The sequence below is a fragment of the Peptoanaerobacter stomatis genome (assembly GCF_000238095.2).
Classification (GTDB): domain Bacteria; phylum Bacillota; class Clostridia; order Peptostreptococcales; family Filifactoraceae; genus Peptoanaerobacter; species Peptoanaerobacter stomatis_A.
The window spans coordinates 633,797-649,731 of sequence record NZ_JH815225.1; the positions used below are offsets into that span (position 1 = coordinate 633,797).

The window sequence follows — 15,935 nt, forward strand, 5'->3', positions numbered from 1 at the left end:
AAAGTTAATTTATATTAATACACTAAAATTAGATTTAAAATAGACATATAAACGTTTGAATGTATTTGATTAATGCTACCTCTAACATCTGTGTAGACAAAAGCATCATTATTCAAATACATTCAATTTAACATTTTTATTATATATCTATGTATATTAAAAGTTAATAGAATAATAGATATTCTCATTTTTAAAAACTTATTGCTAATTAAAAAAATATATTTCAAATCATAAGCGTATTATAGATAATAATATATTATATATAAACTACAAAGCAAATATACAATATACATCACTATTATTAATCTATATCTTCTTTAAATTCTATCATTATTCTTAGCTTTTCTCTAAGAGATACGAGTTTATCCTTATCTACTTCAAAAATCTCTTTTGAAGACATATCTACTATTTTTTGAGCCTCTTTTTTTGTCCTTGAATTTTGGACTAACAGCTCGACATCTTTTCTCTGCTTGTCTATATCTTTAGCCTTTAACAGCATATTAGGATAATATTTTTTCATCAAACGCATATCTTCTTCACTTACTACACTACCTGATGCAATTTTTTTATATACTGATTGAGCCTTTAGTTTTTTGAGTTCCATTTCCCTTAACTTATTTTGACGCTCTATTTCCTCAAGCAGTTTTTTTGACAATGATTTTACACCTACTAATTTTTTTGTATAAGAGTTTTTTGCAATCTCTTCATCAGACATCTCATAAGTTTTTTTATCTTTTTCTTCTTCTTTTGAATCATTTTTCAGTTCTCTTAGTAGAGATGATGTTTTATCATCAAGAGTATTTTCTTTTTTAGGTAAATTATCCTTGCTGTTGTACAGTCCCTTGAATATAGTGTTATCAATCATTGATATTTTCAATAGTATTCACCTCCTTGTGAATAAATATATTGCATCATTATAAAGTAAAATTTATCGTACATCATTCATTTTTTTAATATGTCAGTGTGGTCTATCTGTTCTTTAAGCTGGTATAGCTTACCTAATTGCATCTTCTTAAATCAGTATTTTTAATATATGTGCTTGTAATCTTGATGTAGTTATTTGGTTATTTCGTTATTTGAATATTTAACTATCATATATAATTCTGCTGTTTATCTAAAAAACTATAATATTTATAATATAAATCATAATATCATTAAAATTATAAAAACTGTATTTTTAGTCAATAAATTTTTGAATCTTTTTAAAGATATCGGTTTTTTGTATTTTATCTTTAGAAAATTACTGTTAATATATGAAGCAAATAGAAAGTATTAATATTATCATAAATTTATATATGAAATATTGGGACATTCCCTCCATCCGCATAGCAAATGGGTTATTGTTTTGTAAAATCTTTGCATTTACAAAACAAGCTTAAGCCTATAAAAAAAGCAGTTAAGCTCTAAAATCCTAACTGCCTTTTTATAAAAATCATTCTTCTATTTTACTTTTGACTCTATATTTGTTTTTCTTTTTAATACGCTGTTTGCATATTTTGTATTATATGTCCCTCTCTTAACATTTCCGGAACCCCAGTTATATGCACTTAATGCTGTAGTATAATTTCCAAACATACTTATATTACCGGATATTTCTTTAACGCCTGCTTTTATGTTTTTATCTATATCATATACTTCATCCATTTTTATACCTAAATAAGGCAATGTTGTATAATATAGTTGCATAAGACCATATGCACCTTGATAGCTTGTATTCGGATTAAACCTGCTTTCTTGCTCCATTATAGCAAAAACCAGATATGGATCTGTACCATAAGTTGAAGAGTGTTTGATTACAGAGTTATATATCTTTTGAGCATTTTCTTTAGACAAGCCTGAATTTTTTGACATCATATAGCTTACCATCTTACCGCCTTCTTTACTAAACTCCTGTTTATTATCTGATTTTTTTTGATTTTGTTCCTGTTTTTGTACCTTTTCTTCTTTTTCTTCTTCAATAACGCCTACCTTGAAAATCTGTATTGCCAAATCTATAGATTCAAGTTCATTGCTATCTTCAAAAATCATAAAATCTCCATCACTCTTACCGCCAAGATCTTGCGCATCATCTTCAGCAAAAACACTCATCGGCATACACAGAATTGATATAAATGCCCCTAAAAATAAAAATTTTTTTATATTAAACATATTAAAACTCCTTTTTCATTTGTTACAATTTGTAATTTATTATACTACAATTTTTTACAAAAAGCAAGTTTTTTATAAAACTATTATTAACATTCTGTTTATAAATATTATAATACATCATTGTAATCCGGCACAAAAATATTGAAATTTCAATATTTTTTACAAAATATTCTTATATAGCTTTTATACTATAAAAATATTTATTTTACATTTTAAAACTTATTAATCTTAACTATTTTTATAAAAATGTAATATTTTGTTGTAATAAAATTTTAGTATTAAAATCTGCTAAAAATCAATAAACTTTAAAAATAAAACCATATATTTGAAAAAAATAATATAAAACTAAACCATATTAAAAAAATATCTATTTTTAATTGGATATTAGTATAAATTATATTTCAAAAATATATAAAAATATTTTTTTCATATAGTATTGACAATTATAAAAATAAGACTATAATATAATTATTAGCACTCATATATAACGAGTGCTAATAAAAAGAATTTTATTAAGATATCAACATTTTATTAAAAAGAAAATATCATTATTAATTTTATTTGTAAAATATTATTCTATTTATAAATAAATTTTGACATTTTTTATTTTAATATATAGATTAAATTTTAACTTGAAAAAATAATTAAATTATATGAGATTTACTAAAAAATCTTTAATAATAGGAGGTTTTGTTATGAACTTGGAAAAACTTACTCAAAAGTCACAAGAAGCTGTATTACAAGCACAAAATACTGCATTAAATAATTCTAACCAAGAGATAGACAGTATACATTTATTAAAAGCATTATTGGAACAAGATAACGGTATTATTCCTAAAATATTAAGTCTTATGAATATAAATGTAAGTTCATTAATATCAGATGTTGATGATATGGTAAATAAATTGCCAAAAGTTTCAGGAAGCAGTATAAGTAATGTCTACGCATCAAGAAAATTGAGCGAATTATTATCAAACGCTCAAAATGAAAGTAAGAATTTTGGAGATGAATATGTATCTGTAGAGCATCTATTCCTTGCTATGTTTAAGGAAAAAGGAACAATAATAAGCGATATATTTTCAAAATTCGGCATAAAACGTCAAGATTTTATGCAAAGACTGGAAAAAATCAGAGGAAATCAAAGAGTTACAAATGAAAATCCTGAAGATACCTACAACGTTTTGGAAAAATACGGACGTGATTTAGTTGATATGGCAAGAAATGGAAAATTAGATCCGGTAATAGGCAGAGAAGATGAGATAAGACGTGCAATAAGAATATTATCAAGACGTACTAAAAATAATCCTGTGCTTATCGGTGAACCGGGCGTAGGAAAAACTGCCGTTGTTGAAGGTTTGGCACAAAGGATACTGAAAAATGATGTGCCTGATTCATTGAAAGATAAAACAATATTTGCTCTTGATATGGGTTCATTAATAGCAGGCGCAAAATATAGAGGCGAATTTGAGGAAAGACTAAAAGCAATATTAAAAGAAATAGAAAAATCTGATGGACGTATAATAATGTTCATAGATGAGATACACACAATAATAGGTGCAGGAAAAACAGAAGGTTCTATGGATGCCGGAAACTTGTTAAAACCAATGCTCGCAAGAGGAGAATTACACTGCATAGGCGCTACAACAATAGATGAATACAGAAAGTATATAGAAAAAGATGCTGCACTTGAAAGAAGATTTCAGCCCATTATGGTAGATCAACCAACTGTTGAAGATACAATTTCAATCCTAAGAGGTATTAAAGAAAAATTTGAAATACACCATGGTGTTAGGATTTCAGATTCAGCCATAATAGCATCCGCCGTACTTTCCAATAAATATATAAACGACAGATTCTTACCTGATAAAGCAATAGACCTTATGGACGAAGCTGCTGCAATGATAAGAACACAAATAGATTCAATGCCTACTGACTTAGACGATATGAGCAGAAAAATAATGCAGTTTGAAATAGAACAACAAGCATTAAAAAAAGAAACTGATGAGCAATCTAAAAAACGTCTCGTAGTTTTAGAAGAAGAACTAAGCAAATTAAAAGATGACTATAAAAATAAAAAAGCAACATGGGATGTAGAAAGACAAAGCATAGGAAAAGTAAAGGAACTACAAGAAGAAATAGAAAATATAAAACACCAAATGGATATTGCACAACGCAATTATGATTTGGAAACTCTATCAAGATTGAAATACGGTAAATTGGTAGAATTGGAAAAACAATTACAAGAGCAGATAAAATTACAAGATGAAAAAAAGACCAACTCACTATTAAAAGAAGAAGTTACAGAAGAAGAAATCGCACAAATAGTATCACAGTGGACTAACATTCCTGTTTCAAAATTGGTAGAAACAGAAAGAGATAAATTATTAAGTTTGGAATCTATATTACACAAAAGAGTAATAGGACAAGATGAAGCTGTAACTTCTGTTGCAAACAGTATATTAAGAGCAAGATCCGGCTTAAAAGATCCAAGAAAACCTATTGGTTCATTTATATTTTTAGGTCCTACGGGTGTAGGTAAAACAGAACTTGCAAAAGCACTTTCGCAAGCTTTATTCGATAGCGAAGACAATATTATAAGAATCGATATGTCAGAGTATCAAGAAAAACATACTGTTGCAAGATTGATTGGAGCTCCTCCGGGATATGTTGGATACGAAGAAGGCGGACAGCTTACAGAAGCAGTTAGAAGAAAACCGTACAGCATAATATTATTTGATGAAATAGAGAAAGCACATCCTGAAGTATTCAATATTTTATTGCAATTGTTAGATGACGGAAGACTTACAGATTCAAAAGGAAAAACAGTAAACTTCAAAGACACTGTTGTAATAATGACTTCAAATATAGGCTCACAAATATTACTTGACAGTGTGAAAGAAAGCGGAAAAGTAACAGATAAAGCAAAAACAGAAGTGGAAGATATGCTTAAATATTCATTTAAACCGGAATTTTTAAACAGAATAGATGACATAATTATGTTCAATCCGTTAGAGAAAAGTCAAATACTTCAAATAGTAGACCTTTGCTTAAAAGATATACAAAAACGTCTCGAGGACAGAGAAATAGTATTAAATATAACAGACAAAGCAAAAGAACTTATTGCAAACGAAGCTTATACTCCTGAACTTGGTGCAAGACCTGTAAAAAGATACTTGCAAAGAAATGTTGAAACACTTTTAGGTAAAGAAATAATAAAAGGTACAGTAACTGAAGGTTCAAAAGTAACTATTGATGTCGATGGAGATGATATAGTTATAAGATAAGATAAAAAAATAATGGGCTGTTGCAAAATGATAAAAAATCATAGCAACAACCCATTAATTTTTAGTCTAAGTAATCTTTAAGTTTATTTGATTTTTTTGGTCCTCTTAATTTTCTTAGCGCTTTGGCCTCGATTTGTCTTATTCTTTCTCTTGTAACATCAAACTCTTTTCCAACTTCTTCAAGAGTTCTTGCTCTTCCGTCATCTAATCCGAATCTCAGTTTAAGCACTTTTTTCTCTCTATCAGTAAGAGTTTCAAGCACTTCTTCAATTTGCTCTTTAAGCAACGAATAAGCTGCAGCCTCTGACGGTGCCAATGCATCATCGTCAGGAATAAAATCTCCAAGATGTGAATCTTCTTCTTCTCCTATAGGAGTTTCCAAAGATACAGGTTCTTGTGCAATTTTCATTATTTCCATTATTTTTTCTTGAGGCATATTCATTTGTTCCGCTATTTCATCAGGACGAGGATCTCTTCCAAGCTCTTGTACTAATTGACGGTTTACTCTTATAAGTTTATTTATTGTTTCAACCATATGAACAGGTATTCTTATAGTTCTTGCCTGGTCGGCTATAGCTCTTGTTATCGCTTGTCTTATCCACCAAGTAGCATAAGTAGAAAACTTAAATCCTTTTGTATAGTCAAATTTTTCAACTGCCTTTATAAGACCTAAATTCCCTTCTTGTATTAAGTCAAGAAATAACATACCTCTTCCAACATATCTCTTTGCTATTGATACAACCAATCTCAAATTTGCTTCTACTATTTTCATTTTGGCATATTCATCGCCTTTGACCATTCTTTGAGACAGTTCTACTTCTTCATCCGGATTTAGCAAGGCTATTTTCCCAATCTCTTTTAAATACATTCTGACAGGGTCATCCATATTGCTCTTTGCAATAGACATCTCCAAGTTTTTTAAGTCTAAATCCAAATCATCTTCTTTTTCAGACTCCACTTGCAATTTTATATCACTTTCTGTAGGCTCTTTTTCAATATCATCTACTATATCTATATTATAGTTTGCAAATGTATCATACATATCTTCTATTTTTTCTTTGCCTATATCGTAACTATCAAATGTATCCATTATAGTGTCATATTCTATATATCCGTCTTTTTTTCCACGTTCTATCAATCTTTGGATTGCTCTCTCATAGTCTTGTGCAGCAATTAATCCGTCTTTATCTCCATAATCATCATCACTTACATCTTTTTGAAGTGCTTCCATAAGTTTTTCTTCTGTCAAATCTTCTACCGAAGGCTCTATATCTTCTTCATCTACATCATCAAAAATATCTTCCTCTTCGTTTACAGTTTCTTCCAATACTTCATTTTCTTCTTCTATAACTTCTTTTTTTGTTTTTTTATCTCTCTTTTTAATCGTTTTTTCTTCATCCTTTGAATCTGATTGTTTAGCTTTTGGTTTTTTTTCAGTATTACTTGTCAATTTTTCTTCCTTATTCACATTTTTTTTATTTTCTTTTATTTCTTTATTTTTCAACTTTAATTCCTCATTCTTAGGGTTTTTGGTTTTCATTATATCAGCCCCTTAATATCTTCTTTAAGATTGGATATAAGTTTTATAATTTTTATTTTTTCTTCCATCATAAAACTTATTTCTTCTACGTCCATATTTTGAGATTGCTCTAACTTTTTTAATTTTTTTTGTAATATATCTATTTTGGTAAACAATGCCAACTTCCTAAGTATTTTATATTCTTCATTTTTCGGCTCTAAGTCTGCACCGTTACTACCTAAAAACTGAGAATAATACTCCCTAAAACTGTCATCTGTTATATCATCCATATTAAGTATATCCATTATATAGCGTATGCAATCAGGTTTTTTTGATATAATATCAATTAATTTTTTTTCATTTGTCTGAGTATCGCTATTTTCTATATGTGGAAAAACTTTTTTTACTATTTTTTCATCTGATTTTTGATTTAATTGAAACTGTTTTGGTGAAAAATATTGACCATATACTTTGACACCTATTGATTTTACAGACATATTCGTAATTTCAGAAAGCCTTTTTGTCTGATATTCCATTTCTATTGCATCATTACTTGATTTTATAAGCTCACTGGCTTTGTCTATAAACTCCAATTTTTGAGAATATATGTTTATATTATACTCAGATTTTATATTATCTATCAAAAAACTTAGTGGAGATACCGCATTTTCAATTTTTGCCATAAAATCCGATGTTTTATTTTTATTAAAAAATTCATCAGGATCTTTATATCCTTCAAGTGATATTATATATGGCTTTATGTTTGAGCTTTGTAATATATCTATGGCTCTAACAGTTGCAACTCTTCCTGCTTTATCGGAATCATAGCATATATATACTTTTTTATTTTGTTTTTTTATTATTTCGCTTTGTTCTTTTGTGAGAGATGTACCGAGAGACGCAACTGCTCCTACTATACCTTTTTGGTTTAGGCGTATAACGTCCATATAACCTTCTACCAAAATTATCCTCTTTGCATTATATTTTCTTACCAAATTCAATCCATAGAGTTGTTCTTTCTTTTTAAATATTATGCTCTCAGGGGAATTGAGATATTTAGGCTCACCACTTCCGGTTATTCTTCCACCAAAGGCTACAACTCTATTCCTGTAATCAAATATGGGGTACATAACTCTCGAAAAAAATATTGAGTACAGCTCATCATTTTTCTGTCTGAAAATCATACTGTCCAATAGCTCTTGTTTGGTATAACCATGATTATATAAATATTCTATTGCAGATGACTTTCTTACTTCATATCCAAGTCCGAACTTTCTTACAGTTTTTTCATCAATCCCTCTATTTTTCAAATAATCCATAGAGTTCTCAATATTTTTTTGCATATTATCGAAATAATATCTTGCTAATTCTATATGTAAATCATACATTCTTTGTTTTTTCTCGTAGTTTTTTAGGTTTTCTTCACTGCTTATATTATTTACAGGAAGTTCAATCCTCGCATTTTCACAAAGAAGTTTTATTGCTTCAAAAAAGCTTATGTTTTCTTTTTTCATGAGAAAAGTTATTACATTTCCACCTTCACCGCAACCGAAGCATTTAAAAATCTGCTTATTTTCACTTACCATAAATGACGGTGTCTTTTCATTGTGGAATGGGCAAAGTCCTTTATAACTGTCTCCTGTTCTTTTTAAATCAACATATTTTGATATTATCTCCACTATATCATTGGCATTTTTGACTTCCTCTATAAATCTGTCATCAAAATGAGTGTTATGATTTTCCAAGCCAACCCCCTCACTTACAAAAAAAGTCAAACAATTAATTATCATAAATTTACCATATTGTCTGATATAACTTTTTTATTTTGTTTTAGTATTTTAGATACTACCCATTTATCAAATATTTAAAACAGTTGTATAATTATGATATTTATAATTGAGATATGCTCAAATTGTTTTGAGAGCAAAATTGCTAATGCTTTTATAAATATATGCTTTTCAGATATTTATAAAAAAGTGTATTAGAGCATTATCTCAAAAAATATCTATGTTTAATCAGACAATGTAATTAAAATACATCAAGCATAGTATTTTTCTATACATCTTATAAGCTCCTCTATTGTTGCATTGTCTGACATAACGGTATTAAATCCATATTGTTCAGCTATTTTTTTTGTTTGCTTTCCAATACAAAATGCAAGTCTCCCTCTAAAATGCTCTTTTTCATATGAATTTACCAAACCTGTTACAGAACTTGAACTTGTAAATACATATATATCATTTGTTTTTTCACGATATATTTTAACTTTTTTTGATTTTTTTTCATATATGTTTATTCGCACACAATCTATATTATTTTCTAAAAGCTGTGTATATAAATCGCTTTGGATATTATGAGGCAATATACAAATAACCTTTTTTGCTCTTTGATTTATTAATTCCTCCGCTAATGATTTTGCATCATATATATTCGGCATGATATCGGACATTATACCGTAAGACTTGAGTTTGTCTGATGTTGCACTTCCTACTACGCATATCTTATAGCCGAATAATTGTCTTATATCTATGCTGTTTTCTTTTAATATGTCAAAAAATATATCCACAGCGTAAGCACTTGTAAAACATATATATCCATTATTTATATTTTTCAATTTTTTTAACAATTTATTGGAATTTTTCTCATTGACTTCTTTTATAATTTCTTCTTGCAAAATCTTTAGTTGTCTTTCATAGTTGTTGTCAAAAAAATTTAATATTTCTTTTCTATCATATTTTTTTTCTAAGCAATTTGTTGATACATTTAATACTTGTGCACCTAAATTATAGAGTTTTTTTTGTAATTTATCTCCTTTTTCTTTTGGAACGTTTATTATAATTCGCTTTCCATTTAATAATTTTTTAGATGATGAATTAAGTTTATCGGAAAGCTTTACAACTTCTCCTACTATCAACATACCGGGTGTATCAAATATACCTGTATCTTCGACTTGAGATAATTCTTCAAGAGTATATTCATATTTTTGGGCATTTGCTAATGTACCATTGCTTATTATAGCAGCTTTTGTATTTTTGTCCTTACCTGCTGAAATGAGATTTTGAGCAATAATATTGGCTTTTGCAACAGACATCATAAATACGAGCGTTGTATCTTTTAAGCTTGCAATTCTTTTATAATCATCTTCATTCAAATCAAAATCTCTTTTTTTTCTGCCTGTAACAACATAAAAACTTGACGCAAATTCTCTATGCGTTAAAGGTATTCCCATACTTTCAGGCACGCTTGTTACAGACGACACTCCCTGCATTATTTCAAAATCTACATCATTTTTTAAAAGCACTTCTGCTTCTTCTGCTCCCCTGCCAAAAACAAAAGGAGTTCCACCCTTTAGCCTAAGTACAATATCATATTTTTTTGAAAATTCAATTAACAAATTATTTGTATCTTCTTGTTTTAATTTATGAAAACTTGCTATTTTACCTACATCTACAAGCACAGCCTTTGGTGATGAAAAAGATAAAATTTCATCTGAAACTAAATTATCATAGAGTATTATATCAGCTTTTTCAATTATATCTTTAACCTTAAGAGTAAGACATCCGACATCTCCTGCTCCTGCTCCCGCTATATAAACTTTACCTTTCTTCATAATTCTCCTGTAAAACATAATAAATTATATTAATCAAAAAGTTGTATTTTTTTAAAACAATAAATAGTATTAAATTTAGAAATATTATAATTTGTGATAGTATTTATACTAATTTCTAATAAAATAGTAGATAATTTAATTAAATTAAGAAGTCTACAAGCAGTCTTTTATTTTATTAGATTTGTATAACACCGTTGTATAATTTAAATAATACTCAGTATTGAATTGTCATTATAATAAATCTAAAACTTCTTTTTTGTTTAATTTTTTGATTTTTTTATATTCAAATCCATCTATACTTTCATCAAATTCACATATATTTTTATAATCGCAATATTCACAAGCCTCTTTCACAGGCAAGGGTTTTATATTACCTTTTAATATTTCATTTGCAGATATTTTTATAATATTTATAACATAATCTATTATTTTTTTCATATCTTCTTCGCTGACAACGCTTTGGCTTGTAACTGTACTTTCTCCTGCCTTGTCTGTTTTTATCCTTACATCCAAAAATTTAGATTTACCCTCTATATCATTTTCAAATGATTTTATCATATTTATATCATCAGTTATTATTCCAGCCATTTTCATATTTTCTTGTTCTTTTTGTCTTAAATGTTCTTTTTTTATTTGCTCACCATTTTCACTTTGCTCAAAATCTTCTTCAGATAGAGCTATCTTACTGTCAATCATAGGAAAATACATAGCATAATAAGGAGAGGCATCTTTATAATTTTCATCTTTTTTTGTAAGTGCATATAAATAAAATATCATTTGTATATTTATGCCTTGATATACGTCTTTTAATTCAAGTTTTTTAACACTTGATTTGTAATCTACTACTCCTAAATATGTTTTTCCGTCTTTTACCAATTTATCTACTCTGTCTATTATTCCCCTTAGAATTATATGGTTTGTTTTATCATCTTTATCGTCATTAATGTCTATTTTTATATCTTTAATCTTGTATTCCGCACTTTCTGTGATGAAAGATGTGCATTTTTGTTGCTCCATTATAATCTCTGTCGCTTTTTTTGAGATTTTTTTAAGATTTTTTATTATATGGAATTGCCTTTTTGAATTTGAAGTCACCATTTTCATATCATTATCTAAAAAATCTTCTTCATCATATATTTTATCTACAAAACTGTTTATTTTCTCTTTGCTGTCAAGTATAGAAATATTTTTATCTTCCAAGACTTGTTTAGATAAATTATCCATATATTTATGCAATATATTTCCGGAGTTTAGTCTGTCAACTTTTTGCTTTTGTCTTTTCTGAGGTCTTATGCCATAGTTCATATAATAAGAAAATGGACATTTTACATATGTTTGTATTTGTGAAACAGAAGATTGCAAAGGTAAATTATACAGCTTTTGAACATAAGTTTCTTTTAGATTCTCTATGTCATTTTTTTTGAATAAAGAATTTTTTAAAGCCTTCGTCTCATCAGAAAATTCTTCATTTTGTAAAAAATAATCATATAATTTTAAACTGTCTTCGTCAAAATTTCGGTTACTTATCATATCTCTAAGATCTGTCTTCAATTTTGCAAATGCAACTTTATGCGTTATGTTGTCAAAATAGCTTGAATTTGTTTTTTTATTTTGTAAAGTTTCACTTGATATATAATATGTTTTTAAATTTGGAAATATATTTTCTATTGTATGCAAATATGATGATTTGCCTGCACTTTGCTCATTTACATCACTTATATTGTAAGTTAAATACAGCTTTTCTCTCGTCTTTGATAATATTATATAAAGAGCTGTATTTTCTTGTGACAACATATTAGCCGATGTAGACATCATATTTATATCATTTTCAAGTAGAATTTTTTTGTCTTGTTCAGCAAAAATCACATCTTGTTTAAATGTATGCGGTAACAATGTATCATTCATACCTACTGCAAATAAAACTTTATATCCGAGCGATTTGCTGCGTTGTATATCCATTATCATAACACCGTCCATAGTTGGAGGTATAAGTGCTATTTTTTGTGTACTCAAACCTTGATAAAGCATTTTTTTATAATCATCTACGCTTATTTCATAGTCATCCAAAATATTATTTACTTTATCTAATGTAGATAATAAAATATTCCATATCTGAGATATTTCTGATGCTATTTCATAGTTTCCTGTGAGCTTTAACTCTTCTACAAGATTTTCCAATTTTTGTTGGCAATTCAATTCTTTAAAAAATCGGTTCAACTCTTGTGAAAATACTTTTACCTTATTTTTTCTGCTTAAAATCTGTTTATATTTTGAATATAAATTCATTATATAATCTTTTACATAGCATATTCTTTCTCTGTCATAATCTGATATATCATTAAAATATTTTTCACTGTCAAAAAATTTTATATTTATAAATTTTTGGCTGTCCATATTCCATCTTATAAGAAAATTTTCAAAGATTTCATAATCTTCTTTTTTTATATCACTCATACCGCTTTTAAAAAAGCTCATTATATTGGAATGATTAGGCGACTTTACGAACATATCCAAAAACGAAAATAACATATTAACAATATTTTCTTGCGTTATATTTCTCTTGGTATCTATGAAATAGGGTATGTCATACATATCAAATATCTCTTTTATAAGAGGTGCATATCCTACACTATCGGTTACTACTACAGCCATATCTTTATATCTGTATTTTTTCTCATCACTTTCATTTTGTCTTATAAGCATAGTTATTTTATTTGCTAAATACATTATTTCTGTTCTTGCTTTGTCAAATTTTATCAAACTTATATTTTGAGGTATTTTACTATATTTTTTAAAATCAAATTTCCCGAAATTTTCTTCTAAATGCTTTAAATCTTCTATTTTATTATAAGATTGGTCAAGATGTATAATTTCATATTTTGAAAATGCTTTATCAGCAATTTTTATCATGCTTTCAAGTGTTTTTTTTGTTATGTCAAATGAGCTGTCATCTGTATCATAGTAAGTAAGCGTCATAGTTATATCTATCTCATTTGATAACAAACTTTCTATAACATTTAGCTCCAACTGTGTAAAACTCACAAAATTATCAAAATAAATCTTAAATTTCTTATTTTTTGTATATTCAGGTATCTTTTCACATAATAAATTTAATCTTGATTCATTATCAACAAATTTATCTGATATTTTTTCTTCTAATAAATCATAAATTTTAGCAACGTCTTTCAGTTTTTGAGACAATATTTTATCATTTATTTTACTTGATAAAGAAGATAAACTTTTTGAAGATATTTCATATTTTTTTAGCTCAGTTATAATTTTTATAATATTTTCTAAAAATCCTGATTTATTAATTGAATTTTTATAAAAATTGAGTTCTTCTTTATTTTTAAGCAATATGTTTTCTGCAAGCATTATTTTTCCTACATCATCTATGTATTCTTTTTTCAAACCTCCTACTCTTGACAACACCTCTGCTGAAAGTCTTTCAAAGCTCATAACTTTGCATAAAAAAATAGGTTTTTTTATAGTATTTATAATCATCTGCTCAGTTTCCAGCGTGAGTTGCTCAGGTGCCATAAGATAACTCAATGTGTTATCATTTATATTTTTCTTTATCTCGTCCATTATATATGTAGTTTTGCCACTATATGCCCTTGCAGTTACTATTTTAAGCATTGCTTTGCTCCTTAAACTGAGAACGGCTACTTTTCAACATATAGTTGACAATAGCCGTTTTTTATAATTTTTATCCTTACTTAAAATAACTTTTTACAGTTATAACAATATAAACTTATTAGTAAATATTTATAATGTGATGTTTTTAATATATTTATACATCTTCTATTTAATAAAATTTTATATAAATAATTTTTATAGAAAAATATATATAAATCATCAATATTTTTCTATATTTATCATATTTTCCAAGCCTTTCAAAAGATATTCATATGTTCTTTTTGTAGAGCTTATACTTAAATGTTCATTTGGAGTGTGTATATCATACATATTCGGACCAAATGATATTATATCCAAATCAGGCATTTTTTTACTCATTATACCGCATTCAAGTCCTGCGTGTATTGCTTCTAATTTCATATCTTTATCATACATTTGTCTGTATGTGTCGGCAAACAGTTTTCTAAGTCTTGAATTTTTATTATATTTCCAACCAGGATATATTGATTCTATAACTATTGTGGCACCTGAAAGATTTGCTATTGCTTCATGTTTTTTGATTATATACTGTACTTGTGAGTCAATACTGCTTCTGATAGCACAATTAAATGTAACCAACGCATTTTTTTCATCTGTAACTATAACTCCCAAATTGTTTGATGTTTCCACAAGATCCTTTATGTCTAAGCTCATTTGAGTAACTCCGCTTGAATATATCATTAACAGGTCTATAATTTTTTGTTTTGAAATAGTGCTTAAAACTCTATCTATGTGTTTATCTGTATATTCAATTTCCAATCTGAAATCGTCATCTATGCCATTTAATTCTTTTTTTACTATATTTTCAACAATTCTTACTATGTCTTCCAAATCAGCCTTATTTTTTTCATTTATTACTATACTTGTGTCGCATTCTCTTGGAATAGCATTGTTTTTTGCTCCTCCGTTTATGCTTATCATCTCAAAGTTTACTCGGCCGTTTATCTCATAGAGTACTCTACCAATTATTACATTAGCATTACCTCTATTTTTATCTGCATCCATACCTGAATGCCCACCCTTTAAACCTCTCACTTTTATTATTGCATTCAACGAATTACCATGCAACATTGTATATTCTATAGGCAATTTTAAAAGACTTTTAGCACCGCCTGCACAGCTTAATAGTAACTCATCTTCATTTTCCGTATCAAGATTAATCATATACATAGCATCTAAATTCTGTACAGCAAGCTCGTTTGCACCTAACATTGTAGTTTCTTCGTCTACCGTAAAAACAGCTTCCAATCTCGGATGTTTTATATTGTTATCTGCAAGTATAGCAAGTCCGAAAGCCAAAGCCACACCGTTATCTGCTCCAAGAGTAGTGTTGTTTGCATATATATAATCATCTTTTATAACAAGCTCTATCGGATCAGTATCAAAATTATGGTCTATATTGTTGTTTTTCTCACAAACCATATCCATATGACCTTGCAACATCACTGTACCTATATGTTCATATCCTGATGTTGCAGGTTTTCTTATTATTACATTTCCACAAGCTTCTTGTATAAAATCCAGTTTATGCTCTTTAGCAAAATCTACTAAATAATCGCTTATTTTTTTTGTATCTCCTGATTTTCTCGGTATATTTGAAATTTCTTCAAAATATCTGAATACTTCTTTAGGTTCAAGACCTTCTACTCTACTCATATCTTCTCCTTTTATAAATTTAATTAATCTATCAAAAATT

General features: G+C 27.8%; 8 protein-coding genes. 1 reads left to right on the forward strand and 7 read right to left on the reverse strand.

Going from position 1 to position 15,935, the window contains the following annotated elements:
- Positions 1 to 301 precede the first annotated feature (301 nt).
- A complete protein-coding gene (locus tag HMPREF9630_RS02640) occupies positions 302 to 877 on the reverse strand; it encodes a hypothetical protein (protein WP_009526989.1) in 576 nt (191 codons plus the stop codon).
- Positions 878 to 1,440: 563 nt separating this feature from the next.
- A complete protein-coding gene (locus tag HMPREF9630_RS02645; protein WP_009526990.1) occupies positions 1,441 to 2,148 on the reverse strand; it encodes a lytic transglycosylase domain-containing protein in 708 nt (235 codons plus the stop codon).
- A gap of 695 nt (positions 2,149 to 2,843) precedes the next feature.
- On the opposite strand from HMPREF9630_RS02645, the gene clpB reads away from it, so the two are divergent.
- Entirely contained in the window at positions 2,844 to 5,432 is a 2,589-nt protein-coding gene (gene clpB, locus HMPREF9630_RS02650; protein WP_009526991.1) for an ATP-dependent chaperone ClpB, read from the forward strand.
- Positions 5,433 to 5,493: 61 nt separating this feature from the next.
- Here the strand turns inward: clpB and rpoD are convergent, their stop codons facing one another.
- From rpoD to HMPREF9630_RS02675, 5 genes are all read right to left on the reverse strand, one after another.
- On the reverse strand, positions 5,494 to 6,663 hold the full coding sequence (gene rpoD / locus HMPREF9630_RS02655) for an RNA polymerase sigma factor RpoD (RefSeq protein WP_242822823.1): 1,170 nt from the start codon (positions 6,661 to 6,663) through the stop codon (positions 5,494 to 5,496).
- A 308-nt stretch (positions 6,664 to 6,971) separates the two neighbouring features.
- Positions 6,972 to 8,696, reverse strand: a complete 1,725-nt coding sequence (gene dnaG, locus HMPREF9630_RS02660) for a DNA primase (RefSeq protein WP_009526993.1) — start codon at positions 8,694 to 8,696, stop codon at positions 6,972 to 6,974.
- Between the two features lie 293 nt (positions 8,697 to 8,989).
- Entirely contained in the window at positions 8,990 to 10,561 is a 1,572-nt protein-coding gene (cobA, locus tag HMPREF9630_RS02665; protein WP_009526994.1) for a uroporphyrinogen-III C-methyltransferase, read from the reverse strand.
- Positions 10,562 to 10,792: 231 nt separating this feature from the next.
- Positions 10,793 to 14,200: a PD-(D/E)XK nuclease family protein gene (locus HMPREF9630_RS02670; protein WP_009526995.1), complete on the reverse strand. Its 3,408-nt coding sequence runs from the start codon at positions 14,198 to 14,200 to the stop codon at positions 10,793 to 10,795.
- A 219-nt stretch (positions 14,201 to 14,419) separates the two neighbouring features.
- Positions 14,420 to 15,895, reverse strand: a complete 1,476-nt coding sequence (locus HMPREF9630_RS02675) for an aminoacyl-histidine dipeptidase (RefSeq protein ID WP_009526996.1) — start codon at positions 15,893 to 15,895, stop codon at positions 14,420 to 14,422.
- Between the last annotated feature and the right edge of the window lie 40 nt (positions 15,896 to 15,935).